A 24,835-nucleotide genomic window follows, 5' to 3' on the forward strand; every position below is an offset into this window, starting at 1 on the left:
CTGGCCGGCAGCTTCATAGCGCCAAGAGCAGCCGGCCAGCGGCCGGCTCTCCGAGGGACGGTTCAATACAGCTCGCAGTGGGTGCGGCCCTCATCGCGCAGGGTATCCCAATGGCCTTCGCCGCCGATCGCGTCGATGGCTTCGCGCACCGCACCTTCCAGGTGGCTCTTGTTGCCACACAGGTAGATGTGGCCGCCACGGGCCAGCACATCCTGCATCTGCGTGGCCTGCTGCTGCAGCACATGCTGCACATAGACCTTCTGCGCAGCATCGCGCGAGAACGCCGTGTGCAGGCTGGCCAGTACGCCACGCGCCTGCCAGTCCTGCAGCTGCTCGCGGTACAGGAAGTCATGCTCGCGGTGCTTCTCGCCGAACACCAGATGGACCTCCCGCGCATCGCCGCTTGCCTGCAGTTCCTGCATCAGGCCCATCAGCGGCGCGATGCCGGTACCGGTGCCGACCAGCAGCAGGGGCGCGTCGCTGCCTTCGGGCAGGTGGAAGCCCGGATTGGAGCGGCAGTACACGCGCGCCGTGTCGCCGCCGTGCAGCAGGCTGCCGGTGGCGGTGCCGAAGCGTTCGCGGCCACGCAGGGTGTAGCGCACTTCGCGCACGCACAGGCTCAGCTGGTCATCGCGCGGATGCGAGGCAATCGAGTAGGCGCGCGGCAGGCAGGGTGAGAGCAGCTCGCGCAATCGCGCCAGCGGAACCGACTGCGGGGTGGCGTGGTCCTGCAGCACGTCCAGCAGGTCCAGGCCATGCAGGTAGGCGTCCAGTTCGCGTTTCTGGCTGATCTTCAGCAGGCTTTTCAGTACGTCGCTACCCCCCAGCCTGGCCAGTTCGCGCAGTACGCCCTTGCTGAGCAGGCGCAGTTCGCGGTCGCGCAGCGCGTCAACGGCGCTGGAATCGCCATACCAGCTGGCCAGGGCCTGCAGCAACGCAGGATCGTTTTCCGGAACCAGATGCAGGGTATCGCCGGCCCGGTAGGCCATGCCGCTGCCCGCGATGTCCAGCTGCAGGTGCCAGGCGGCGGGGGTGCTGTGATTCAGTCGGCGTCGTTCGACAATGCCGGCGGCGAACGCGTTGTCTTCGCCGTAGGCCGTCACCTGCAGGCGCAGATCCTGGCCGGCGGTCGCATCACCGTCCAGTACCTGGCCCAGCACAGGCCGCCACTGCTGGAAGAACTGTTCGTAGCCGAGGTCGGCGTCGACACGGTGCAGTAGTGGCTGCGCCTGACGATCACTCAACGCTGCATCCAGCGCCTTGGTGAAACCGCAGAAGCTGGGGTAGCCGGTATCCCCCAGGCCGAACACCGCGTAGCGCAGTCCTGGCAGGGCGGGCGCCTGTCGCAGCGACTCGAAGAAGCGCTCGCCATTGGCCGGTGGCTCGCCGTCGCCGAACGAGCTGGAGATGGCCAGCAGCACATCGCCGTGGCCCAGGCCGGCCACATCGATGTCATTGAACGGCAGGACCTGCGGTCCATGCGGCTGCAGGCCCGGGTCCGCGCCCAGGCGCTGGGCCAGGGCGCGGGCGTTGCCCGACTCGGAGGCGAAACCGACCAGCAGCCGGCTGATGGGCCTGCGTGTGGGGATTGCGTTCACGCAGCCTCGTAGAAGTCGTCGAACTTTTCCTTGCTGAACTCGACCAGGTCGTAGTTCTGCATCAGGTCGTTCACCACGCGGCGGATGCTGATGTAGGAGGTGATGTTGCCATCGGCGTCGAACAGCGGCTGCACGGTGGTGTCGACCACGTAGAGCACGCCGCCCTTGCCAAGGTTGGGGACGATGCCGGTCCAGGTCTTGCCGGCCTTGATGGTGTCCCACATGTCCTTGTAGACGGCCTTGGGTACGTCCGGATGGCGGACGATGCTGTGCGGCTGGCCGATCAGTTCCTCGCGCGCGAACCCGGTGAGCGTGCAGAACAGGTCGTTGGCATAGGTGATGTTGCCCTGCAGGTCGGTGGTGGAGATCACCATCACGTTCTGCATGGCATTGAGCAGCTGGGCGTTGTCGGGGGTGTAGCTCATCGCAGGTCCTTTGGATGCCGGTGACGCCGGCGTATTGGGTTCCTGCATAGAGATACGCGACCGTGGCGTGGGGCGGATTGATATAGGTCAAGCGTGTACCGGGAGGGGCCTGCGACCGGCTGTCGCAGCAGGGCCTGCATGTGCTGATCGGCCGGGCTGGTGCACCCCGAGGGGCGGCTGGAAGTCGACCTCGCGTACTTTGCTCATGACGTGTTGTCACAAAGAAATCGCCGTGGCTTCACGGTTGATTGATCGCATGCAGGGCTATTGTCCTCCTGAGCCTCTCGCTGACGTCCCCCACGTCCCGCGTCGACTTCCTTCCCAGCATCAGCGCCCACGCGGGCGCCGCTGGCGTCTGCCTGCCTGAATTAACGAGAGATTCCCCATGGCCCGCGCAGCCCAGTCCGCTTCAATCGTTGCGGCACCGCCCACCACTGCAGCACCGTCCACCACATTGGTGCCGATCGGCACCCGCCGCGGCCACTCGCAGCCGCTGCAACTTCCCGGACTGGTGCAGCGTGTGCTGTTCGTGGCCACCGAGATGGCGGACTTCGTCAAAGCTGGCGGGCTGGGCGATGTCGCTGCGGCGCTGCCTCGTGCGGTGCGCGGCGCGTGCGATTCGCGGGTGTTGCTGCCAGGCTACCAGGAGGTGCTGCAGCGCCTGCCCCAGCTGCAGGAGGTGGGGCGTATCGCACCGCGGGCCGGCTTGCCCGCCTGCCGTATCGGAATGGCTGTACAGGCTGACGGGCTGCCGATCTACGTGCTGCTTTCTCCAGCGCTATACGAGCGCGAGGGTTCGCCCTACGTGGATGGGCAGGGTCAGGAGTGGAAGGACAACGCGGTGCGCTTCGCTACGCTGTCACACGCGGCTGCGGAAATCGCGGCCGGGCGTGCCGGTCTGGACTGGTCACCGCAGCTGCTGCACCTGAATGATTGGCCCGTAGCGCTGGCGGCGGCTTACGTGCGCTGGGACCGCACTGCTGTACCGACCCTGCTGACGATCCACAATCTGGCGTACCAGGGCCTGTTCCCGTACGCGCTTGCGCCTGTGCTGGGCATACCGGCCGAGCACCTCGATGAGCTGCACTTCCACGGGCAGATGTCGTTCCTGCAGGGCGGCATCACCAATGCCTCGAGGCTGAATACGGTCAGCCTGCGCTACGCACAGCAGATCACTGCCCCCGACGATGGGTGCGGCCTGCATGACCTGTTGGCCCGTCGTGCAGCCGGCGGTCACCTGAGCGGCATCGTCAACGGCATCGATGCCAGTTGGGACCCGCGACGGGACATCCACCTCAAGGCCCACTTCAGCGTTGGCGAATGGACGGGGCGCGCCACCAATACCCATGCGGTGCGCAAGGCGTTCGGTCTGGCGCCCTCGGCCGGCCCGCTGTTTGCAGTGGTCTCGCGCTTGGTGCACCAGAAGGGCCTGGACATCACCTGCGATGTGGCGCCACAGATCGTGGCCGCCGGTGGGCAGCTTGTCATCATCGGCGGTGGCGAGCCGCAGGTCGAAGCACAGGTGCAGGAGCTGGCGCGGCGCTATCCCGGGCGGGTGGGCGCATTCATCGGCTTTGAGGAGGCACTTGCACGCCAGATGTTTGCCGGTGCCGACTTCCTGCTGATGCCTTCACGATTCGAACCCTGCGGGTTGAGCCAGATGTACGCGCAGCGTTTCGGCTGCCTGCCGATCGCACATGCGACCGGCGGGCTGGTGGATACCGTCGAGGACGGTGTGACCGGCTTCCTGTTCCACGGTGCGAATGCAGATGGCCTGCGTCGTTGCGTGGAACGGGCCATGCGCACGTTCCGCCTGCCGGGCCTGCTGCAGGCGATGCGCCGCGCGGCCATGCTGCGGCCGGGCGGCTGGGACGCAGCGGGTCGTGCGTATCTGGCGTTGTACCAGCAGACCTGCCAGGTGGCCGCATGAATCACGAGAGCCTGCATCTGTCCGCCCTCCAGGATGAAACCCTGGCCGATACCGGACTGGATGACCGCATCGTGCCGGCGCTGGTTGACCTCGTTCATGCGCGCCCGGCCGATGCATTCGCCTGGTTGGGCCCGCATCGCCAGGCCAATGGTGAACGCAGGCTGCGCGTGCTGGCCCCGCATGCACAGAGGGTGGAGGTGATTGGAGACGGCGGGCGACGCTGGGAGCTGCAACCGGGCCCCTTGCCCGGCCTGTTCGAGGGCGCAGCTGGCGAAGCACCGGTGCCGCTGCTGGCCCTGCATTCCGAGCAGGGGGTGGAGCAGATGCATGATGCCTATGCCTTTGGCCCGTTGCTGGAGGAAGCGGTTCTGCAGCGTTTCCATGCCGGTGATGCAGACGCGGCGCGCCAGCTCGGGGCGATACCGATGCAGGTGCAGGGCGTAGCCGGTGTGCGCTTTGCGGTGTGGGCGCCCAATGCCCGGCGCGTCGCCGTAGTGGGCGATTTCAATGGTTGGGATGGCCGTCGCCACCCGATGCGACTGCGCCATGACGCTGGCGTCTGGGAGCTGTTCCTGCCTGGGGTGCAGGCCGGTGCCCGCTACAAGTTCCGCATTGTCGGGGCCGATGGCCGGGTAATGCCCGACAAGTGCGACCCTATGGCGCGCTGGGCCGAGCTGCCCCCGGCCACCGCATCGCGGGTGCCGGAGGCGGACCCGATGCGGTGGCACGATGAGGAGTGGTTGGCGGCCCGGCGCCGGGCCGGAACCTCCACACCACTGTCCATCTACGAGGTGCACGCGGCCTCATGGCAGCGTCGCGACGACGGTGCGCCGCTGGACTGGGACGCACTGGCCGATCGGCTGATTCCGTATGTGGCCAGGCTCGGCTTCACCCATATCGAGCTGTTGCCGGTCAGCGAACATCCGTTCGGCGGTTCCTGGGGCTATCAGCCGCTGGGGATCTACGCGCCGACAGCGCGGCATGGGACGCCGCCCGCGTTCGCCCGCTTCGTGGACCGCTGCCATCAGGCCGGTGTAGGGGTGATCGTGGACTGGGTCAGCGCACACTTCCCGAATGATGCCCATGGCCTGGCGGGCTTTGACGGTACCTCGCTGTACGAACACGCCGATCCCCGCGAAGGGGTTCACGCCGACTGGGACACGTTGATCTACAACTACGGCCGCAACGAGGTGGCCGCCTACCTGATCGGTAGTGCCCTGGAGTGGGTGGAGCGGTTCCATATCGATGGACTGCGCGTAGACGCGGTGGCGTCGATGCTGTACCGGGATTACAGCCGCGCCGAGGGTGAGTGGATTCCCAACGAACAGGGCGGGCGCGAGAACCTGCAGGCAGTGGCTTTCCTGCGGCGCATGAACCAGACGCTGCGTGAGCGTTTGCCGGACGTGCTGGTGATCGCCGAAGAATCCACTGCCTGGCCGGGTGTGACCGCGCCGGTGGAGGAGGGCGGGCTCGGCTTCACCCATAAATGGAACATGGGCTGGATGCATGACACCCTGCAATACCTGGGGCGTGATCCGGTCCATCGCCAGCACCACCACAGCGAGATCAGCTTCGGTCTGGTCTATGCATTCTCCGAACGGTACGTGCTGCCCCTGTCGCATGACGAGGTGGTGCACGGCAAAGGGTCGCTGTTGGCGAAAATGGCGGGCAGCCCAGCACAGCGGGTGGCCCATCTACGCGCGTATTACGGCTTCATGTGGGCACACCCGGGTGGCAAGCTGCTGTTCATGGGCGGCGAGTTCGGCCAGGAACATGAGTGGTCGCACGATGCAGCCTTGGATTGGCAGCAGGCCGCGAGCAATGACGGGCAGGGCCTGTCGCGCCTGCTGGGCGATCTCAACGCAGTGCTTCGTTCCGAGCCTGCCCTGCATCGCGACGAACATGATGAGCGCAGCTTCGACTGGAGCGTCGCCGATGACAGCCGCAACAGCGTCTATGCCTTCATTCGCAGGGACCCTGCCGGCAGCGGGCGAACCCTGCTGGTGGTGAGCAACTTCACTCCGGTGCTGCGTGAAGACTACCGGGTGGGGGTGCCGCACGCCGGGCGCTGGGTCGAGCGTCTCAATACCGACAGCGTTCACTACGGCGGCGGTAATGCCGGCAACCTGGGGGCGGTGCATGCCGAGCCGAATGCAATGCACGGGCACGCGCAGTCCCTTCGGCTGACGGTGCCTCCGCTGTCCACACTGTATCTGCAGGTCGACGCATGACCACAGGGGGCCCGCGCCTGGGCGCATGGCCGGCGGCCGGAGAAGGGGTTGAATTCCGTGTGTGGGCGCCGGACGCAGCCACGGTGGCGCTGTGCCTGCAAGGCGTGCTGCTGCCCATGCAGCGTGACGCAGACGGTTGCCATTGGGTGCGGACACAGGCTTCGCATGGTGACCGTTACAGATTCCGCTTGGCCTCCGGCCAGGACGTGCCCGATCCGGCCTCCCGTTGGCAGCCTGACGGTGTGGACGGCGACAGTGCGGTAGTGCTCGGCATGGCTGCAGGGCATGCCGGATGGCCAGGGCATGCCTGGCAGGACCTGGTGATCTGCGAAGTGCACATCGAGGCCAGTGGCGGATTGGCGGCGCTGACGGCGCAGCTGCCGATGCTTGCTGCGACCGGAATCACCGCCATCGAGCTGATGCCGGTCGCGCAGTTTCCCGGCCAACGCAACTGGGGCTACGACGGTGTCTTTGCATATGCACCGGCCAACGCCTATGGCGGGCCGTCAGCACTGAAGGCCTTCGTCGACGCGGCACATGATGCGGGGCTTTCCGTGCTGCTGGATGTGGTCTACAACCACTTCGGGCCGCAGGGCAACCATCTGCGCGACTACGCGCGCGGATTCTTCCGTGACGATCACAGCACCCCCTGGGGCGAGGCCATCGATTTCCGCCAGCCTTGGGTACGGCGGTTCTTCATCGACAATGCACTGATGTGGTTGCGTGACTACGGCTTCGACGGGCTGCGCCTGGATGCGGTGCACGCCATCGACGATGACCGGTTCCTGCAACAGCTGGCCGACGAGGTGCACGCAGCGGTGCCGCAGGCGCACCTCATACTGGAGAACGAGCGCAACCAGGCCCGGTGGCTGCGCGGTGCCTACCAGGGACAGTGGAACGATGACTTCCACAATGCGCTGCATGTGATGCTGACCGGCGAGCAGGAAGGCTACTACGCCGCCTATGCCGGGCGCGCCGAAACGTTGCTCGCGCGCTGCCTGGCCGAAGGATTCGCCTGGCAGGGCGAGCCGGATCTGCATGGTCAACCCCGCGGCGAGCCGAGCGGCGACCTGTCGCCTGCGCGCTTCGTGGTGTTTGCGCAGAACCACGACCAGGTAGGGAACCGTGCCTTCGGCGAGCGCCTGTCGATGCTGGTGGATCCGGTGTCACTGCGTGCGGCGCTGGCGCTGACGCTGCTGACGCCGATGGTCCCGCTGCTGTTCATGGGCGAACCTTGGCAGGCGCGGTCTCCATTTCTGTTCTTCACCGACTATGCGCCCCCTCTGGACGAGGCAGTGCGCGAAGGACGTCGCCGCGAATTCTCAGGCTTCGCCGCTTTTGCCGACCCGGCGTCACGGGCCCGCATCCCCGACCCGAACGATCCGGCCACGCTGCAGGCCTCGTACGTGCCTCCGCCCCGCGATGATCCCTGGTCGCAGCGATGGCTGCGCTCCACGCGCGAAATTCTGGCGCTGCGCAGCCGCTATCTGCAGCCGGGCCTGCTGCAGGCACGGTCCTTGGGCGCACGCGTGCTCGGCAAGGGAGCGGTGCAGGCCGGCTGGCAACTGCCTGCGGGCCAATGGTGGATTGCGATCAACGTGGGCCCGGCGGCCGTGCCCCACGCCTTGCCGGCCGGCGACGACCTGCTGGGAACAGACACCGGCGAGATGCTGCCGGAAGGTGGCGGCGTGCGTGTGTGCTGGGTGGCGGCATGATTACCGATGCATCAGTGCGGGAGGCGGCACGGCGCGCGGGTCTGCTCGTCCGCTGGACCGACGTGGCCGGTGTCGAGCGTGAGGTTGGGCCGGACGTGCTTCGCGCGGTAGTGGAGGGGCTGCAGTGCGATGGTGCGCCGGTGCATCCGCCCTTGCTCACCGCCTGCTGCGGCCAAGCGCTGGCAATGCCGGAGGCAACGGGCGCGGCGTGCTGGGTGGACGAACAGGGGCGCGAGCAGGCCGCACGAGCCGACGCGCACGGGCAGTGGCGAGTGCCGGATCGGCCGGGCTATTGGCAGTGGCGGCAGGGCGGCCGGCAGCAGGCCGTTGCAGTAGCGCCCCAGCAGGCTTGGTGGCCACGGGACGTGCTGCGTGGTTGGGGCCTGTCGGCGCAGATCTACAGCCTGCGCGCCGGCGGAGATGCGGGTATCGGAGACAGTGCCGGATGCGCGGGATGGGCCGACCTGCTGCGCCGGCACGGTGGCGACGCGCTTGGGTTGAGCCCAATGCACGCAGGCATGCCACCGGGACCGGGGCACAGCCCCTATTCGCCCAGCCACCGGGGCTGGCTCGACCCGCTGCAGGCGTCCCTGCCGCAAGTAATCCCGCAGGCGGCCAACGCCGTACTGCGCCAGGACGACAAGTTGACGACGGCGATTGCTGCGGCCACTGCGCAACGCCGTATCGACTGGCCGCACTCGGCCGCATTGAAGTGGCGCTGGCTGCGGCAGGTACGTCAATGGCTGCGCACGGAGACGCCGTCACAGCACGAGCGGGTCCAAGCCTGGTGCGCTGCACAGGGCGAGCCGCTGCAGCGCTATTGCCAGCATGCTGCCGATGCGTCCACAGGAAGCGCCGAGGACCATGCGTTTGCGCAGTGGCTGGCGCAGCAGGCATGGGCCCAGGTACAGGACAGGCTGTCCAACGATGGCGCAAAGATAGGGTTGATCGCGGATCTGGCCGTGGGTTGTGCGCCGCAGGGAGTGGAAGCCCGCACCGGCGGCGCGCATCTGCTGCAGGGGCTTGAGCTGGGTGCGCCCCCGGACGCGTTCAATCCGCTGGGCCAGGCCTGGGGCATCACTACCTGGTCACCGTTGGCACTGCAGCGCGAGGGCTTCGATCCGTACATTCGTGTGCTTCGCGCGGTGATGGCCGGCCGGGGCGGACTGCGCATCGACCACATTCTTGGCCTGCAGCGCCTGTGGGTACTACCCCGCGACGCGAGCGCCGGACAGGGCGTCTACCTGCGCTATCCGTTCGACGATCTGATCAACCTGCTGGTGCTTGAATCGTGGCGGCACCGCTGCGTGCTGATCGGAGAAGACCTCGGCGTGGTGCCGCCAGGCATCCGCCAGCGGCTGGCGGCTCGCGGCGTCCTGGGGATCGAGGTTCTACCGTTCGCACGCGATGGCGAGCACTTCCAGCCGGCGCCCAGGTGGCGCCGCGATGCGGTGGCCATGCCCTCCACTCATGACCTGCCGCCGCTTGCCGGCTGGCTGCGTGGACGCGACCTTCGCTGGCGCGCCCGTATGGGTGAGCTGACCGAGCTGCCAGCGGCATTGCGCGCGCGTGCCCGCGACGTCCAGGCGCTGTCTGCAGTCGCCGGTGGCGAGGAAACGACACTGGAAGCGCGCGCGCTGTCACTGGTCGCGCAAACACCTTCACGGCTGGCGCTGCTCCCGCTGGAAGATGCGCTGGGGAGCCGTGCGCAGGTGAACCTGCCGGGCACGGTCAACGGCCATCCGAACTGGCGCCGCCGGTTGCCGCTGGTGTGGGACCGCGGTACCACCGACGCGCGTGTTGCCCGATTCAGCGCCACCCGGCGCAAGGCGATGCGATGAGCCGATTACGTGCCACCGCGCGCCTGCAGTTGCATGCGGGCTTCAACCTCCAGGCCGCTGCGGCGCAAGTGCCTTACTACGCCGCCCTGGGTATCAGCCACCTTTACCTGTCGCCGATCGCTGCTGCGGTGCCCGGATCCACGCACGGCTACGACGGCACCGATCCGGCCAGCATCAACCCGGAACTGGGCGGCGAAGCGGCCTTCCGGCAACTGGCGACAGAAGCGCGCTCGCACGGCATGGGCCTGATCCTGGACATCGTGCCCAATCACCTGGCGGCATCCCCGCACAGCCATTGGTGGCGCGATGTGCTGATGCATGGGCGTCGAAGCCCCCACGCCGGGTGGTTCGACATTGACTGGGAGGCGCCGGGCTGCGAAGGCCGGCTCTGGCTGCCTGTGCTGGACCGGCCACTGCACGACGCCGTGCGCGACGGCGTCGTGCGTGTGGTGGTGGACGATGCGCGACCCGGGCTGCGCCATCATGGACTTGTACTGCCGTTGTCGCCACGCAGCCATCCGGCGGCTGCGGCGCACTGGCCGGACTGGGCCGAACGCTGCAACCGGAGCGTCGAACGGTTGCAGGCACTGCTGCAGCGGCAGCACTTCCGGCTGGCGTGGTGGCGCAGCGCAGGCGACCAGGTGAATTATCGGCGCTTCTTCGACATCAACGAGCTGGCCGCATTGCGGGTGGAGCGCGATGACGTGTTCGAGGCGGTCCATGCGCTGCCGCTGCGACTGGTGCGCGAGGGATGGGTGGATGGACTGCGTATCGACCACATCGATGGCCTGTCGTCGCCGGGGACATATCTATCGCGCCTGCGCAAGTCGATCGATGCTGCGTGCGTGTCCGGCGGCCGGGAGCCGGATTCGGTCAGCCTGCATGTGGAGAAGATACTGGCCGAGGGCGAACACCTGCCCGATGGGTGGGCCTGCGACGGCACGACCGGCTATGACTTCATGGACCAGGTTGGCGCGTGGCTGCATGATCCGGCAGCTGCACCGGCGCTCTCCCGCGCGTGGCAAGCGGCCAGCGGCGACGCACGTGACTTTGACGCAGTACAGCGGGATGCCCGCAGCACCGTGCTGCGCCAGTCCCTCAACACCGATTTCCAGCGGCTGCTGCGGACCGCGCAGAGGGTATTGCAGCAACGGCTGGCCGAGGCCGACCTCGGTATGGCTGCATTGGCGCGCGCGCTGGCCGCACTGCTGCAGCGGTACCGCACCTATCGGCCCTATTCGCTGCGTGGCGCGGATGAACGGAGGGCACTGGCGGAGGCCGTTGCCGCAGCGCGCAGCGCGCTGGACGGTACCGGACGTGCCGCGCTGGACCTGCTGCTGCAGGCACTTCCCGGCCATGCGCAGGCCGAAAGCGAGCTGCGCGCGCGGTTCGGGCAGCTGGCGGCGCCGTTGAACGCCAAGTCGGTGGAGGATACCGCCTTCTATCGTTACTTCAGGCTGCTGTCACGCAACGAAGTCGGCAGTGACCCGCAGCGGCTGGGCATGACGGGGCGAGAGCTGCTGCAGCATGCAGCCCGGCGCCTGCAGCATCATCCTGACGCGTTGCTTGCGCTGGCCACTCACGATCACAAGCGTGGCGCCGACAGCCGGGCGCGGCTGGCGGTGCTCAGTACCTGCACGCTGGAGTGGCGGGGCGCGGTAGAGCGCTGGAGCCGGATGGCGACCCAAGCCGGCATGCCGCTGCCGTTGCCGGGCGCCGAGGCGTACGCGCTGTGGCAGGCGCTCGTGGCCGCGTGGCCGATGCAGGGCGTGCCCGGTGCTGATTTTGCATCGAGGATGGCGGAATGGATGACCAAAGCGTTGCGCGAGGGCAAACGGCTCAGCAACTGGTCTGATCCAGACCTGGCGATGGAGGGCGCGGCCGCCCATTGGCTGCACGCACTGCTGGACGGCACGCCATTGCAGCCGTTGCGGGAGGCGCTGGGGACCTTCGTAGCGCGCATCGCGCCGGCAGGCGCCTGCAATGGACTGGCCCAGGTCTGCCTGCAGCTTTGCCTGCCCGGCGTGCCCGATCTCTACCAGGGCGGCGACGGTTGGGACCTGAGCATGGTGGACCCGGACAACCGGCGTCCGGTGGACTACCCGACGCGGCAGCGATGGCTTGCTGACACGCGTTCCTGGTCCGTACTGCTGGAAGACTGGCGCGACGGTGACGTCAAGGCGTTTCTGGTGCATAAGCTGCTGGACCTCCGGCGAAGGTATCCGGACCTGTTCCGGCATGGCCAGTTGCAACCGCTGTCCGCGCCTGCCCGCTCACCTTGGCTGGCCTTCATGCGCAGGCATCAGCGGCAGGCGCTGCTGGTGGTGGTGCGGCGGGGATCGCCCGCCACTTCCCCGGGCCCCAGCCTGCGCGTTGCGCCACACCTTGCCTCCAGTCTGGCGCTGCGGGGCCTGCCGGCCGGGCCCATGCGCAACCTCCTGGATGGGCGCATCGAACATTTCAACGGAACCGCTGACGCGGCGCTGCTTCTGGCTGGCGCCCCCTTGGCGGTATGGATCAATGAGGAGACGGAAAGGGATGGACAGCAGGGAACAACGGCAGCGGATTGAGGCATTGGCCCACCAGATCTGGGAGGCGGAAGGGCGCCCGGACGACCAGCAGCAGCGGCACTGGCACATGGCCGAGCGGCTGGTGGAAGCCGAGATTGCTGCGGCGCGCGGCGAGGAGGGAACCGATGGCCAGCCGTAAGTGGACGCAGACCTCGCGCGTGCGCGAAGGACGGCCTTTCCCGCTGGGAGCGACCTGGGATGGATTGGGCGTGAACTTCGCACTGTACTCGCGGCACGCCACCCGGGTGGAGTTGTGCCTGTTCGACACGCGTAACCGCGAGGTGGAGCGCATCGCGCTGCCGGAGTACACCAACGAGATCTGGCACGGCTACCTGCCGGATGTGCGGCCCGGGCAGCGTTATGGCTATCGGGTGCATGGTCCGTATGCGCCGGAGGAAGGCCATCGCTTCAATCCCAACAAACTGCTGCTGGACCCGTATGCCAAGCAGATCGTCGGCGAGCTGAAGTGGGCGCCGCACCTGTTCGGCTACACCCTGGGCCACCGCGATGGCGATCTCAGCTTCGACCGCCGCGACAGCGCCAGCTACATGCCGCGCTGCGCCGTGATCGATCCCGCCTTCAGCTGGGGTGTCGAACGTGCACCGGCAACGCCCTGGGACCGTACCGTGATCTACGAAGCGCACGTGCGTGGGCTGACCATGCAGCACCCCGACGTGCCGCAGGCCGAGCGTGGCACCTTCTCTGCGTTGCGGCACGATGCGGTGGTCGATCACCTCAGCCATCTGGGCGTGACCGCCATCGAGCTGCTTCCCGTGCATGCCTACGTGGACGATCAGCAGTTGCTTGAGCGCGGACTGCGCAACTACTGGGGGTACAACACCATCGGCTTCTTCGCGCCGCAGCCGCGCTACCTGTCGCTGGGTATAGTGGCCGAGTTCAAGCAGATGGTCGCGCGGCTGCACAATGCCGGCATCGAAGTCATCCTGGACGTGGTCTACAACCACACCGCAGAAGGCAACGAGCTGGGTCCCACGCTGTCGTTCAAGGGCATCGACAATGCCAGTTACTACCGGCTGGCCGATGATCGTCGCTATTACATCAACGACACCGGTACCGGCAATACGTTCGACCTGACCAACGCCGGCGCGCTGCGCATGGTGATGGACTCTCTGCGCTACTGGGTGACCGAGATGCGGGTGGACGGGTTCCGCTTCGATCTGGCAACCATCCTCGGCCGTGAACGGCATGGCTTCGACGCCTCCGGCAGCTTTCTCGATGCGGTGCGCCAGGATCCGATCCTGAGCCAGGTGAAGCTGATTGCCGAGCCTTGGGATATCGGTCCGGGAGGCTACCAGCTTGGCCAGTTCCCGCCGGGATGGGCGGAGTGGAACGACCGCTTCCGCGATACGGTGCGCGCGCTGTGGCGCGGCGACGGGGGGCAGCTGCCGGAATTTGCCACCCGTTTCACCGGGTCGGCCGACCTGTTCGAACACCACGGCAGGCGGCCGTCGGCCAGCATCAACCTGGTGACGGCACACGATGGATTCACCCTGCACGATCTGGTCAGCTACAACGATCGCCACAACGAGTCCAACGGCGAAGACAACCGGGACGGCCATTCGCACAACCTTTCCAGCAATCACGGCGTCGAGGGTGACACCGACGACCCGGCGATCCTTTCGCTGCGCGGGCGCCAGATGCGCAACCTGCTGGCCACGCTGCTGCTGGCACAGGGCACACCGATGCTGCTGGCCGGCGACGAGTTCGGTCATTCGCAGCAGGGCAACAACAATGCCTACTGCCAGGACAACCCGTTGAGCTGGATTGACTGGGAGCGTGCCGCACAGCCGGCGGCGCAGGCGCAGGTTGCATTCGTGCGGCGCGCACTATCGTTGCGCCGGCGCTATGGCTTGCTGCGCCGGAACCGGTTCCTGCGCGGCGAATACAATGAAGCGCTGGGCCTGCGCGATATTGACTGGCGGCATCCTGATGGCCGCTCCATGGAGGAGGCGGACTGGCACGATGTGGCGCTGCGTGCGCTGCTGATCGTGCTGGACGGTCGTAGCCCTGACAGCGGCCTGCCTGAGCCCGGACGGCATGTCAGCCTCGCTCTGCTGTTGAATGCCGGAGACGAGCCGCAGCAGTTCCGCGTATCGGATGACGCGCTGTCATTCCGGCGCGTACTGCTGCAGACCGACGAAACGCCGTTGGAACCGGACGAATCGGGAGTCTGGACCTTGCCCGCCCGCAGCCTGTGCTTGCTCGCGGCGAGCAGCAGCGCCTGATTGCAGGGCCCGTCAATGCAGCGTGGGGGCTGATGGAACGCCAGGGTTGCCTGGCGTTTCGAGGGTCATCGGTCAACCTGCGCCTGCCCGGGGTGCTGTGACGCGGCCCGACGCCTGCAACCATCCACGCTCGCCGCCGAGCATGGGCTCGGCTCTGCAGTCGATCCACGCCATGCGTGGATGCGCTTATGCTGCTGCCCCGCGCTCGCTGGTGATCCGTGCGCCTTCGCGCATCACCAGCGTCACCGGGGTCTTTTCCACCACCTCCAGCAACCGCTGCCACTGCGCATCGCTCAGCTCGGCGGTGGCATGCAGCACGCGGTGCACATGGAAGCGTCCATCCGCATCACGTTCGGAACGCAGCTCGGCGTGGAACTCGCCCAGCTCCCAGCCCTTGCGCTGCGCGTACATGCGCAGGGTGATGGCGGTACACGCGGCCAGCGAGGCCAGGTACAGGTCGAACGGGGCGAAGCCCTTGCCCTGGCCACCGAGCGAAGCGGGTTCATCGGCCGCGACATCGAAATGGCCGTTGCTGATGTGGTGCAGGTAGTTGTCGGCGGTCGAAACAATGCGTGCGTAGGCCATGGAAATCCCCGGTGGTAGGGCCGAGCCATGCTCGGTTGCAGTAAGAGGCGGCGCCAGCCGGAGGCGGAGCCGCCAAGGAATCACTCTGTGCGATCGTACGAGAACTGGATGCCGGCCGTACCATCGGTTTCGATGAAGAGATTGATGGTGCCGATCCTGCCGCAGTGGCAGCCCAGACACGGCATCGTGCATGCCGTGTTCCCGCCGCGGCGCGGTCTGCTGCCGGCGGTGCGCGCGTTGATCGACCATCTGGCCGAGCGTTTCGAGGCGCTGGACGAGCCGTAGATCCAGGCCGGTGGAGGGCAGGCAGCCCAAGAGGGTCCATTAATCCCCAATTTGGCCAAATTGGGTATAGTGGCCGCATATCCTTCCGCTGGAGCCGTGCCATGACTCTCCCGCTCGACCTGCCCGGCCTCGACAAGGCCCCGGCATCCTCGGTCAAGACCCGTGGCTGGCCCAGCCTGATGCGCACCGTGCGCGAGAAGCAGGCGCTGGTCATCACCAACCACAATCACCCCGAGGCGGTGATCGTGGACATCAAGACCTACCAGGAGCTGTTGGCCAAGGCCAGCGGCAGCGACACTGAAGAGCGCAGCGACGTGCTGTCGCGCCTGCGCAGCGAGTTCGACCAGGCGCTGGCCGGGCTGCAGCAGGGTGAGGGGCTGGGCAAGGTAATGGGCAAGCCGATCCGCCGCGGCCACAAGGTCGCGCTCGGCCGTCCGCTCTGAATCATGGGGCGGATCCTGGCGTTGGCCGGCGTCAATGGCGCCGGCAAGAGTTCGCTGCTCGGCACCTGGCTGGAGGCCGACGGCCTGGGCTGGTACAACCCGGACAGCTTCACCCGGCGCCTGGTGGAGGCGGGCTGGCCGTTGGCCGACGCCAACGCTGAAGCGTGGCAGGAGGGTGCACGACGGCTGCGCCAGGCGATCGCCGACGGCAGTGACTTCGCCTTTGAAACCACCCTGGGTGGCAACACCATTCCGCGCCTGTTGCGCGAGGCCTGCAGCCAGCATGACGTGGCGATCTGGTTCTGCGGGTTGGCCACCGTCGAACTGCATGTTGCTCGCGTGGCGGCCCGCGTTGCTGGCGGTGGCCACGACATCCCGCAGGACAAGATCCGCGCACGCTTCGATTCCGCACGCGAGAACCTGTTGGCATTGATGCCGCACTTGGCCGAACTGCATGTGTATGACAACAGCGCGCCGGCCGATCGCTATGGGCGTGTTGCCCCCTTGCCGGTGCTGGCGCTGGATCGCCATGGCCTGCAGTATCCGGTGTCGGTGGTGGAGCTGCTGCACACCCCGGACTGGGCAAAGCCCATCGTCATGCGCGCGATGGAACTGCATGCCGACAGTACGCCGCTTGCCGGCCCGCCTGTGCGATGATCCGAGCCCGCAGATTCATTGATCGAGGAACACGGATGTACGAGCGGAAGCACTGGCAGGCCACTGGCCTGCGCGCGCTGGTGGCGGCCATGGCATTGACGGTGGCGGCACCGCTGCTGGCCCAGGATGCAACGCCGGCCGATGCCAAGGTCGAGGCGCCGAACGAGCCGATGAGCTACGACAAGGCACGCCGCACCGCCGAGGCATCGCTGCGCCTGCACCCGGGCACCGACAGCCAGTACGACTACCGCCCGCTGTGGGCCGGCAATGCCGACCTCGATGGCGACGGCCGCCCGGAGATCATCTATCTCTATACCGCGACCCAGACCGGCAGCGCGATGCAGCTCAACGAGCTGGTGGTGATGACCCCGCTGGCCGAAGGTGATGTGCGGGGCCAGGCTACGTCACCCGGCAAATCCGCCTATGACGACGAAACCTACGCGTTGATCCGCGCCTCGGGCTACGCCGATGACGCCAGCGTGCATATCCCCGGCGAAATGGAAACGATCACCATGGACGGTGACCGCATCCGCGTGACCTTCAACAGCACCCGCAGTTCAAAGCTGTGCGTGCGTGGCAAGGTGGCCTGCCCGCCGGAAGGTCAGCATGTCTGGGTGTACCGCTGGAGCCCGGGCAAGCTGACCCGCGCCGACTAGTCCGCATCAACGGCAGCGCCAGGCCATGCCATGCCAGGTGTATGCACGCAACGAATCACCAAGGAGAACACCATGCACGGACCTGCATTTTTTCATCCCGTCCTGCTGCCTTCCGCATTGGCGCTTTGCGCGATGGTGGGCGGTGGCCCGGCATCTGCGGCATCTGCGGCATCGCAGACATCGCCGCCGAGCCTGGTACAGGCGTTCCACGCAGCCGAAGCTTCGCTGCGGCGTATCCCAGGCGATGACATCGAGAGTGATTTCCGTCCCGTGTGGACCGCCGTTGCCGATCTGGACGGTGATGGCCGCGCAGAGGTCATCCATCTCTACACATCGACCTATACCGGTGGCTCGTTCGCGCAGAGCAATGTCGTGGCGGTGATGACCGCGTTGAGCAGGAACGACCCGCGTGGCCAGGAGAACCCGAAGAGTCTGTCGCCGGTGGAGGCAGAGGATTTCGCCGCCATCCGCGCTTCAGGCTACGGCGATGACGCGGGTGAGCAGATTCCTGGTGCGGTGCACTCCATCAGGATCGAAGGTGACCGCATCATCGTCGCGTTCAAGGTCGCTGCCGGTGCACGCACGTGCGATGTCGTGGATTACAAGCATGTCTGCCCGCCGGATGGCGACTATGTCTGGACCCTGCGCTGGACCCCGGGCAAGCTGGCCCGCGTCGACTAGCGCTGGGCACCCGGCAGCGCCAGGCAATGCCTGGCGCCACCCCGGCCAGTCAGGCCGGGGTCACCTGTTCCGGTTCGGCCACGTCCGGCAACGACGGCAGGGCGCGGTCCACCGTGACCGGTGCATCGCTCTTCAACAGCGCGGCCGCCTCCTTGTCGCAGCCCACGGCCGGCGGCGAACCACGCAGCGGCAGGCCGGCGGTTTCCTTCACGAAAATCATCGTGATCAGGCCGATTACTGCTGCGGCCATCAGGTAGTAGGCCGGTACCAGCGGATCGCCGGTGCGCTCCACCAGCCAGGCGGTCACCAGCGGCGTAGTGCCACCAAACAGCGACACCGATACGTTGAACGCAATGGACAGCGCGCTGTAGCGCACCGGCGTATAGAACAGTGCCGGCAGCGTGGATGGCATCGAACTGGTGAAGCACACCAGCGCCAGGCCCAGCAGCATCAGGCCGAGAAAGATCAGCCAGTCGTTGCCGCTGCCCACCAGCAGCAGGCTCGGCACAGCCAGCACCAGCAGCGCGATGCAGGCGCCGATGATCATCGGCCGCCGGCCCAGCTTGTCGCTGAAAAGGCCACCCACGATGTTCAACGGCATCATGACCAGCATCACGATGATGATCAGCAGCAGGCCCTTGCTCTCCGCATATCCCATGGTCACGCTCAGATAGCTGGGCATGTAGGTCAGCAGCATGTAGTCGGTTACGTTGAACACCAGCACCAGCCCCATGCAGACGATCAGCTGGCGGCCGTGCACGCGGAACAGGTCGACCAGGCCGGGGCGCTCATGGTCGCGCTTCTCGGCCTCTTCGGCGAACGCGCGGAACGCTGGCGTTTCCTCCAGCCGCATGCGCATGTACAGGCCCAGCAGGCCGAGTGGGCCGGCCACCAGGAACGGAATGCGCCAGCCCCAGTCCAGCATCTGCCCGCTGCTCAACAGCATGTGCAGCGCAGTCACCGTACCGGCACCGGCGATGTAGCCGCCCAGCGTGCCGAACTCCAGCCAGCTGCCCATCAGGCCGCGGTTGCGGTCGGTGGAGTACTCGGCAATGAACGTTGCCGCGCCGCCGTACTCGCCGCCGGTGGAAAAGCCCTGCACCACGCGCGCGAGCAGCAACAGCACCGGCGCCCAGATGCCGATGCGTTCATAGGAGGGAATCAGGCCGATGGCGAACGTACCCAGTGCCATCATGATCATGGTGAAGGCCAGTACCTTCTGGCGCCCGTAGCGGTCGCCCAGGGGCCCGAAGACCATGCCGCCCAGCGGGCGGACCAGGAAGGCCACCGTGAACGTGGCGAACGCGGCGATCACCTGCGCGGTGGGATTGCTGGAGGGGAAGAACACCTGGCCGATGGTGACGGCAAGATAGCCATAGACACCGAAGTCGAACCATTCCATCGCATTGCCCAGTGCAGCGGCGCCGACGGCGCGCTTGAGCATGGGTTTGTCGACAACGGTGATCTCGTCGACCTTCAGATGGCGGCGGCGTTTGAACCAGCCGAAATGGGCATGGGCATCGGAGTTGTCCTGCATGGGGACTCCCTTGGAAGAATGGAAATGGCGTTGGAATGGGCGGTACGAATGTCCCGGAATTCGGAAACGGCGATGCTGGCGCAGCAGGCGCAGGGGCATCGGATGGAAGGCCCGGAAGGGGGCGAAAGGTGTGTGCGATGAAACGCCGCGCACGCAACACGCATTGCCCGCTGCCAGAACGCAGAGCGACATGCAGGACGAACGGATGGGTCCGATTACGTGTCAGCGCACGCGCGGGTCGGGCAGGCGCAGGAACAGGCGGGGCAGGGCCCGCAGGCGTCATCCGCCGGGATCCAGCGCGAGGCGATGGAAAGGCGAGGGAGAGGCAATGATGGAAAGCGAAGCGCCGGTCGGCAGTGCTTCCCGCAGGCCAGCAACAGGTGCTGGCATGCAGTGGGTCGTGTCGATCATGCGTTCATGATAACGATTACAGTGTGAGCGTGCCGAGAATCGCGCCAGTACGAACGCAGCGTTCCATGATGCCTGTTCATGCACATGACCCACGCACATCGAATGAACATGTTGTGCTCGCCTCGCTCACGCCACGGCTTTTACGGTGGTCACGAACCAACGCAAGGAGTAACGCATGACCCGTCGCATTCCCGAAGGCACCCTGGTTATCGTCGCCGATGGTGGCTCGGCCCGCGTGTTCACCAACGTCGGCAACGAGCACAAGCTCACCCTGAAACAGGAAGGCGAGCTGCGCCTGCAGGACATCAGCGAACAGGGTGTGTCCGGTCAGGGGCCATCCGGTGCGGTGCCCAAGGACATGTCGATCTCGCAGCTCAACGAGGCGACCTTCGCCAAGCAGGTGGCCGAGCAGCTCAATGAAGACGCGCTGAACAACCGTTATGCGCATCTGGTGCTGATTGCCGATCCCACCACGCTGGGCCGCATCCGTCCGTTGCTGCACAAGGAGACGCAGTCTCGCTTGCTGGCCGACATCGCCAAGGATCTTACCAACGCGCCGCTGGAGGACATCCAGCGCACGCTGCAGGCGTAACCGGCATGCCCTTCATGCGTGACCATGTGGCAGCCGAGCCGGCCCGCGCGGAGGTGGATGCGCAGGCCGGTTGGCTGTTGCTGGAATTCGGTGCACCGTGGTGTGGCCACTGCCAGGCTGCGCAACCGGCACTGCAGGCTTTCGTCGAGGCACATGATCTGCCGCACTGGAAGGTCGAAGACGGCAAGGGCAAGCCACTGGGCCGCTCGTTCCAGGTGAAGCTGTGGCCGACCGTGATCCTGTTGCGTGATGGCACGGAAGTGGCGCGCGTGGTGCGGCCGGTGGATGCGGCAGATCTCTCCACACTGCAGAGCGCGCTGCCTGATTGAGTGGCCTCTTCAGTGGCCTTCATGGAGCCGAGCCACGCTCGGCTTATTTCCCCGGCGATGTCCGCTTCAATGCAGCGTCACCCGCACATGCTGCTCGCGCAGTTCATGCAGCAATCGCCGGCCATGCTGGCTCAACGCCATCATCGCAACAGTGATCTTCTGCAGGCTGTAGCCCGGGCGCAGATGCGCCTGCGGGTCGGCCGGTTCGTTCTCGCCGATCATCATCGCCATGCCTCGGCGGTGTTCAGGGCGTGTTCGATGCGGAAGAACAGGGATTCCATTTCCGGGGTCAGGATGGGCGGTTCATGCGACATGCGATGGCTCCTTGAGGGGACGTGGCCACCGCAAGGGTGGCGGGCGGTGCGGGGTTGGAACTTCGGCTGAGCTACGAGAAAAGCCGGAGGGCCATGCGGCCGCCGCGCACCGCCCGCCGCAGTCACGGCAAGCAGCTCTCGTAGCTCATTCCGGGGTTCCACACCCGGCAGCGGTGTTCGCGCTGCGCGGATATCCTGCACACGCATTGGCGGTCTGTTCCACCAAGCATTGCATCTGAAAGTCTCCAATTACGGGCTGATTTTTTCTCGGTAGTGCCCATTCCGACAACCGCTTGCGCGTTCGCATCGAAATGGGCCTGCCAGCCTTGGCAGCATCCCTTCAATTCCAGTGTCGATCCATCCAATCGGTTGCAGACGCATGCGTTGAAGGCGGCATCCGCACTGCAGCATGCGACACCGTCACCCCGGTGCTAGGATCTGACCACCACCTAAATCGATCCAAATGCCGATGCCCACGCTGGACCGTCGTCTCCTGATCGCTGTCGCCGCCGCGGCGATGTTCGCCTCCGGCCTGGCTACGGCCGCCCCGGCCAAGACCGCCGCCGACAAGGCCTATGCCTCGGTCGATCCCTTCATTGGCACCGGCGGTGAGGGGCATACCTACCCCGGCGCAACGGTGCCGTTCGGCATGGTCCAGCTCAGCCCGGACACGCGCATCCAGCCGCGCGAGAAGGCCTACGGCTGGGCGGCGGGCTACCGTTACGACGACAGCAGCATCGTCGGTTTCTCGCACACGCACTTTTCCGGCACCGGTCATTCCGACCTGGGCGATATCCTGCTGATGCCGTTCACCGGCAACCCTGGCCTGGAGCGCGGCGACCCCGAAAAGCCACGCAGCGGTTACGCCTCGCGCTTCCGCCACGACGACGAGAAGGCCGAGCCGGGCTACTACGCGGTCACCCTGGACGACTACAAAGTGCGCGCCGAGCTGACCACCAGCGCACGCGTGGGCGTGCATCGCTATGCGTTCCCGAAGGGCACCGAGGCCAAGGTGCTGCTGGACATGCGCACCAGCATGTACGACTACCCGGGCAAGATCCTGTGGTCGCGGGTGCGCGTGCGCGGCGATGGCACTATCACCGGTTTCCGCGAGACCCGCGGTTGGGCCGCCGGTCGCCAGCTGTACTTCGCGATGCGCTTCTCGCGGCCGCTGGCCAGTCACGCGCTGCACAACACCGAACAGGACATCGTCTACAAGGGCTTTGCGCCCCCGGGCGAGAAGGACCCGGCGCAGCGCGCGCAGATCGAGGGGCGGCAGCTGGTGGGCACCTTCGACTTCGGCAAGCTGGATGCACCGCTGGTGGTGAAGGTGGCCATTTCGCCGGTCAGCGAGGCGGGCGCCATCGCCAATCTCGATGCCGAAGTGGCCGACTTCGATTTCGACCGTGTGCGCGCGCAGGCGCGGCAGGAATGGACGCAGGCGCTGTCGGTGCTGGATATCGATGCACCCGAACACGCGCGTCGCAGCGCGTACACCGCGCTGTACCACACGCTGCTGGGGCCGACGCTGTTCATGGATACCGACGGCCAGTACCGCGGCTCCGACAATGCCGTGCACCAGGCCAAGGGCTATACGAATTATTCGACGTTCTCGCTGTGGGATACCTACCGTGCGCTGCATCCGCTGCTGACCCTGGTGCAGCCGGAGAAGCGCAACAGCGATTTCGTCAATTCGATGCTGGCCCATCATGAGCACAGCCCTTACGGCATGCTGCCGGTGTGGTCGTTCCACGGTCTGGAAGACTGGTGCATGATCGGCTACCACGCGGTGCCGGTGATCGCCGATGCCTACGTGAAGGGCATCCGTGGCTTCGATGCCGACAAGGCGCTGAAGGCGATGGTGCAGACCGCCAACTACGGCCCGTACGATGGCATCGCGCAGTACCGTGAGCTGGGCTACGTGCCGATCGACGAAGAAGGTGAAGCGGCCAGCAAGACGCTGGAATACGCATTCGATGACTGGACCATCGCGCGCATGGCGCAGGCGATGGGCAAGACCGATGTGGCCGCAACCTTCGACAAACGCGCGGGCAACTGGCGCAACGCCTTCGACAAGGACACCGGCTTCATGCGGGCGCGCAAGCGCGATGGCAGCTTCCGTACGCCGTTCGACCCCAGCGCCAGTGGCTACGGCACCGACTACACCGAAGGCAACGCGTGGCAGTACTCATGGTACGTGCCGCAGGATGTGGCCGGCCTTGCCGCAGCGCATGGTGGCAGTGACAAGCTGCTGGCGCGCCTGGATGAAGTGTTCAACGCGAAGGTCGATCCGGCCGTCTTCGAGCACATGGAAGACATCACCGGCCTGATCGGCTGGTATGCGCATGGCAACGAGCCCAGCCACCATGTGGCCTACCTGTACGCGCATGCCGGCCAGCCGTGGCGCACCCAGGCACGCCTGAAGCAGATCATGGACACACAGTATGCCGATCGGCCCGATGGCCTGGCCGGCAACGATGACGTGGGCCAGATGTCGGCGTGGTACGTGTTCACCGCGCTGGGTTTCTACCCGGTAGCGCCGGGCTCGGGCGAGTACATCCTCGGCCGCCCGTTCCTGCCGAAGACCGCAATGCGGCTGCCCAACGGCAAGACCTTCACCATCGTGGCCGAAGGACTGGACGACAAGCACACCTATGTCGGCAGCGTGACCCTCAACGGCACGCCGTTGCAGCGCACGTTCCTGCGCCATGATGAGATCCTGGCCGGTGGCGAGCTGCACTTCACCATGCAGGCCGAACCGAACAAGGACTGGCCGGGGCAGGGCGCGCAGGCACCGTATTCGATGACCCGGTAACACCCACGGTAGCGCCGGGCCATGCCCGGCGGTTGAGGGGCGGCGCCAACCAAGGTTGGCGTCTACCGGAACCGCGCACACCGCATTGCAGCGCCCTTGGTAGATGCCAACCTTGGTTGGCACGCTGCTACACCATCCCACCATTGGCACGCAGCACCTGGCCATTGATCCAGCCGCCATCGGCACCGGCCAGGAACGCCACCGCGCCGGCGATGTCTTCCGGCGTACCCAGCCGCTCCAACGGATTCATCTTCGCCAGCCGATCGATCAGTTCCGGCGACTTCCCGTCCAGGAACAGATCGGTGGCGGTCGGCCCGGGCGCCACTGCGTTCACGGTGATGCCGCGCCCACGCAGTTCCTTGCTGAGAATCGCGCCCATGGTCTCCACCGCGGCCTTGCTGGCGGCATACACGCTGTAGTTTTCCAGCTTGATGCCAACCACGCTGGTGGACAGGGTGACGATGCGGCCACCGTCGCGCACGCGCCGCGCGGCCTCGCGCAGCACGTTGAATGCACCCTTGAGGTTGATGCCGATCACGCGGTCGAACAGGGCATCATCGCTGTCGGCCAGGGCGGCCAGCTGCAGCACGCCTGCACTGTTGACCACCACATCGAGGCCACCGAAGCTTGCCTCGATGGCGTCGAACAGCGCGTGCACCGCCTGCGGGTCGGCGACATCGGCCTGCAGGGCGATGGCATGCCCTCCGCTGGCGGTCAATTCGGCAGCCAGTGCTTCGGCCTCAGCACGGCGGCCGGCGTAGTTGATCACCACGGCATGGCCGTCGGCGGCCAGACGGCGCGAGATGGCAGCGCCGATGCCACGGGAGCCCCCGGTGACCAGGGCGACAGAGCGGGAAGCAGAGGAAGTCATGGCGGATTCCAGAAGGGCGCGCCGGCACGGCGCACGGCCATCTTCGTCTCTCCGCCGTCGCGGATAATCATGGATAATCCGGAAATATCATCCGGCTGCCCGA

20 protein-coding genes and 1 pseudogene are annotated in these 24,835 nt (G+C 66.5%); 15 read left to right on the top strand and 6 right to left on the bottom strand.

The genetic code is table 11. The features are described 5' to 3' along the window. Positions 1-62: 62 nt before the first annotated feature. On the bottom strand, positions 63-1,598 hold the full coding sequence (locus tag TEP_RS08535; protein WP_132824959.1) for a sulfite reductase flavoprotein subunit alpha: 1,536 nt from the start codon (positions 1,596-1,598) through the stop codon (positions 63-65). Then, entirely contained in the window at positions 1,595-2,023 is a 429-nt protein-coding gene (locus TEP_RS08540) for a PAS sensor domain-containing protein (protein WP_005409905.1), read from the bottom strand. Before TEP_RS08540 ends, TEP_RS08535 begins: the two co-directional genes overlap by 4 nt. A 385-nt stretch (positions 2,024-2,408) precedes the next feature. Here TEP_RS08540 and glgA point away from each other — a divergent pair, with 385 nt between their 5' ends. Genes glgA through glgX form a run of 7 tightly spaced genes read left to right on the top strand, consistent with a single transcriptional unit; the run spans position 2,409 to position 14,556 of the window. Further along, positions 2,409-3,953 (top strand): glycogen synthase GlgA, encoded by a 1,545-nt coding sequence (gene glgA, locus TEP_RS08545; protein WP_132824960.1) that lies wholly within the window; start codon positions 2,409-2,411, stop codon positions 3,951-3,953. Next, positions 3,950-6,184: a 1,4-alpha-glucan branching enzyme gene (locus tag TEP_RS08550; protein WP_132824961.1), complete on the top strand. Its 2,235-nt coding sequence runs from the start codon at positions 3,950-3,952 to the stop codon at positions 6,182-6,184. Before glgA ends, TEP_RS08550 begins: the two co-directional genes overlap by 4 nt. Next, positions 6,181-7,899 (top strand): malto-oligosyltrehalose trehalohydrolase, encoded by a 1,719-nt coding sequence (gene treZ, locus TEP_RS08555; RefSeq protein ID WP_132824962.1) that lies wholly within the window; start codon positions 6,181-6,183, stop codon positions 7,897-7,899. Before TEP_RS08550 ends, treZ begins: the two co-directional genes overlap by 4 nt. Next, positions 7,896-9,740: a 4-alpha-glucanotransferase gene (locus TEP_RS08560; RefSeq protein WP_132824963.1), complete on the top strand. Its 1,845-nt coding sequence runs from the start codon at positions 7,896-7,898 to the stop codon at positions 9,738-9,740. Before treZ ends, TEP_RS08560 begins: the two co-directional genes overlap by 4 nt. Continuing rightward, the gene (gene treY / locus TEP_RS08565) at positions 9,737-12,310 is read left to right on the top strand and encodes a malto-oligosyltrehalose synthase (RefSeq protein ID WP_132824964.1); all 2,574 of its coding nucleotides are present in this window, start codon (positions 9,737-9,739) and stop codon (positions 12,308-12,310) included. The genes TEP_RS08560 and treY overlap by 4 nt, the downstream gene beginning before the upstream one ends. After that, entirely contained in the window at positions 12,279-12,449 is a 171-nt protein-coding gene (locus TEP_RS08570) for a DUF2934 domain-containing protein (protein WP_132824965.1), read from the top strand. The genes treY and TEP_RS08570 overlap by 32 nt, the downstream gene beginning before the upstream one ends. After that, positions 12,436-14,556 (top strand): glycogen debranching protein GlgX, encoded by a 2,121-nt coding sequence (gene glgX / locus TEP_RS08575; protein ID WP_132824966.1) that lies wholly within the window; start codon positions 12,436-12,438, stop codon positions 14,554-14,556. Before TEP_RS08570 ends, glgX begins: the two co-directional genes overlap by 14 nt. A gap of 186 nt (positions 14,557-14,742) precedes the next feature. Here glgX and TEP_RS08580 read toward each other — a convergent pair whose 3' ends face one another. Continuing rightward, the gene (locus TEP_RS08580; RefSeq protein WP_025874386.1) at positions 14,743-15,141 is read right to left on the bottom strand and encodes an OsmC family protein; all 399 of its coding nucleotides are present in this window, start codon (positions 15,139-15,141) and stop codon (positions 14,743-14,745) included. A 144-nt stretch (positions 15,142-15,285) separates the two neighbouring features. Between TEP_RS08580 and TEP_RS08585 the strand changes: the two are divergent. The 5 genes and pseudogenes from TEP_RS08585 to TEP_RS08605 all read left to right on the top strand — a co-directional run. Beyond that, positions 15,286-15,426: pseudogene (locus TEP_RS08585) on the top strand (LysR family transcriptional regulator); the annotation flags it as partial. A 101-nt stretch (positions 15,427-15,527) separates the two neighbouring features. Next, positions 15,528-15,869, top strand: coding sequence for a type II toxin-antitoxin system prevent-host-death family antitoxin (locus tag TEP_RS08590; RefSeq protein ID WP_132824967.1), 342 nt, complete (start codon positions 15,528-15,530; stop codon positions 15,867-15,869). 3 nt (positions 15,870-15,872) lie between these two features. Next, a complete protein-coding gene (locus tag TEP_RS08595; protein WP_132824968.1) occupies positions 15,873-16,526 on the top strand; it encodes a hypothetical protein in 654 nt (217 codons plus the stop codon). A gap of 35 nt (positions 16,527-16,561) precedes the next feature. Continuing rightward, the gene (locus TEP_RS08600; RefSeq protein ID WP_132824969.1) at positions 16,562-17,182 is read left to right on the top strand and encodes a hypothetical protein; all 621 of its coding nucleotides are present in this window, start codon (positions 16,562-16,564) and stop codon (positions 17,180-17,182) included. 72 nt (positions 17,183-17,254) lie between these two features. Next, a complete protein-coding gene (locus TEP_RS08605; protein WP_132824970.1) occupies positions 17,255-17,863 on the top strand; it encodes a hypothetical protein in 609 nt (202 codons plus the stop codon). A gap of 49 nt (positions 17,864-17,912) precedes the next feature. Here TEP_RS08605 and proP read toward each other — a convergent pair whose 3' ends face one another. After that, entirely contained in the window at positions 17,913-19,400 is a 1,488-nt protein-coding gene (gene proP / locus TEP_RS08610) for a glycine betaine/L-proline transporter ProP (RefSeq protein ID WP_132824971.1), read from the bottom strand. A 586-nt stretch (positions 19,401-19,986) separates the two neighbouring features. Between proP and TEP_RS08615 the strand changes: the two genes are divergently transcribed. Both TEP_RS08615 and TEP_RS08620 read left to right on the top strand, forming a co-directional pair. Further along, positions 19,987-20,403: a host attachment family protein gene (locus TEP_RS08615; RefSeq protein WP_032974590.1), complete on the top strand. Its 417-nt coding sequence runs from the start codon at positions 19,987-19,989 to the stop codon at positions 20,401-20,403. 5 nt (positions 20,404-20,408) lie between these two features. Continuing rightward, positions 20,409-20,732, top strand: coding sequence for a thioredoxin family protein (locus TEP_RS08620; protein WP_132824972.1), 324 nt, complete (start codon positions 20,409-20,411; stop codon positions 20,730-20,732). A gap of 66 nt (positions 20,733-20,798) precedes the next feature. On the opposite strand, the gene TEP_RS08625 is transcribed toward TEP_RS08620, so the two are convergent. After that, positions 20,799-20,963, bottom strand: a complete 165-nt coding sequence (locus TEP_RS08625) for a hypothetical protein (RefSeq protein WP_240790663.1) — start codon at positions 20,961-20,963, stop codon at positions 20,799-20,801. Between the two features lie 546 nt (positions 20,964-21,509). Here TEP_RS08625 and TEP_RS08630 point away from each other — a divergent pair. Beyond that, positions 21,510-23,861 carry a GH92 family glycosyl hydrolase gene (locus tag TEP_RS08630; RefSeq protein ID WP_132824973.1) on the top strand — a complete coding sequence of 784 codons (2,352 nt, stop codon included), beginning with the start codon at positions 21,510-21,512 and terminating at the stop codon, positions 23,859-23,861. Between the two features lie 127 nt (positions 23,862-23,988). On the opposite strand, the gene TEP_RS08635 is transcribed toward TEP_RS08630, so the two are convergent. Then, entirely contained in the window at positions 23,989-24,732 is a 744-nt protein-coding gene (locus tag TEP_RS08635; protein WP_132824974.1) for an SDR family oxidoreductase, read from the bottom strand. Positions 24,733-24,835 lie beyond the last annotated feature (103 nt).

Origin of the sequence: Stenotrophomonas sp. TEPEL, assembly GCF_004348785.1 — a bacterium.
Lineage (GTDB): Bacteria > Pseudomonadota > Gammaproteobacteria > Xanthomonadales > Xanthomonadaceae > Stenotrophomonas > Stenotrophomonas indicatrix.

Excerpts from the sequence above, each read along its gene's own strand:
- glgA (WP_132824960.1), top strand. The coding sequence starts at position 2,409 with ATGGCCCGCGCAGCCCAGTCCGCTTCAATCGTTGCGGCACCGCCCACC.
- TEP_RS08635 (WP_132824974.1), bottom strand. The coding sequence starts at position 24,732 with ATGACTTCCTCTGCTTCCCGCTCTGTCGCCCTGGTCACCGGGGGCTCC.
- TEP_RS08570 (WP_132824965.1), top strand. The coding sequence starts at position 12,279 with ATGGACAGCAGGGAACAACGGCAGCGGATTGAGGCATTGGCCCACCAG.
- TEP_RS08550 (WP_132824961.1), top strand. The coding sequence starts at position 3,950 with ATGAATCACGAGAGCCTGCATCTGTCCGCCCTCCAGGATGAAACCCTG.
- TEP_RS08580 (WP_025874386.1), bottom strand. The coding sequence starts at position 15,141 with ATGGCCTACGCACGCATTGTTTCGACCGCCGACAACTACCTGCACCAC.
- glgX (WP_132824966.1), top strand. The coding sequence starts at position 12,436 with ATGGCCAGCCGTAAGTGGACGCAGACCTCGCGCGTGCGCGAAGGACGG.
- TEP_RS08540 (WP_005409905.1), bottom strand. The coding sequence starts at position 2,023 with ATGAGCTACACCCCCGACAACGCCCAGCTGCTCAATGCCATGCAGAAC.
- TEP_RS08615 (WP_032974590.1), top strand. The coding sequence starts at position 19,987 with ATGACCCGTCGCATTCCCGAAGGCACCCTGGTTATCGTCGCCGATGGT.
- TEP_RS08590 (WP_132824967.1), top strand. The coding sequence starts at position 15,528 with ATGACTCTCCCGCTCGACCTGCCCGGCCTCGACAAGGCCCCGGCATCC.
- TEP_RS08630 (WP_132824973.1), top strand. The coding sequence starts at position 21,510 with ATGCCGATGCCCACGCTGGACCGTCGTCTCCTGATCGCTGTCGCCGCC.
- TEP_RS08595 (WP_132824968.1), top strand. The coding sequence starts at position 15,873 with ATGGGGCGGATCCTGGCGTTGGCCGGCGTCAATGGCGCCGGCAAGAGT.
- treZ (WP_132824962.1), top strand. The coding sequence starts at position 6,181 with ATGACCACAGGGGGCCCGCGCCTGGGCGCATGGCCGGCGGCCGGAGAA.
- TEP_RS08620 (WP_132824972.1), top strand. The coding sequence starts at position 20,409 with ATGCCCTTCATGCGTGACCATGTGGCAGCCGAGCCGGCCCGCGCGGAG.
- TEP_RS08605 (WP_132824970.1), top strand. The coding sequence starts at position 17,255 with ATGCACGGACCTGCATTTTTTCATCCCGTCCTGCTGCCTTCCGCATTG.
- proP (WP_132824971.1), bottom strand. The coding sequence starts at position 19,400 with ATGCAGGACAACTCCGATGCCCATGCCCATTTCGGCTGGTTCAAACGC.
- TEP_RS08560 (WP_132824963.1), top strand. The coding sequence starts at position 7,896 with ATGATTACCGATGCATCAGTGCGGGAGGCGGCACGGCGCGCGGGTCTG.
- TEP_RS08600 (WP_132824969.1), top strand. The coding sequence starts at position 16,562 with ATGTACGAGCGGAAGCACTGGCAGGCCACTGGCCTGCGCGCGCTGGTG.
- treY (WP_132824964.1), top strand. The coding sequence starts at position 9,737 with ATGAGCCGATTACGTGCCACCGCGCGCCTGCAGTTGCATGCGGGCTTC.
- TEP_RS08625 (WP_240790663.1), bottom strand. The coding sequence starts at position 20,963 with ATGGCGATGATGATCGGCGAGAACGAACCGGCCGACCCGCAGGCGCAT.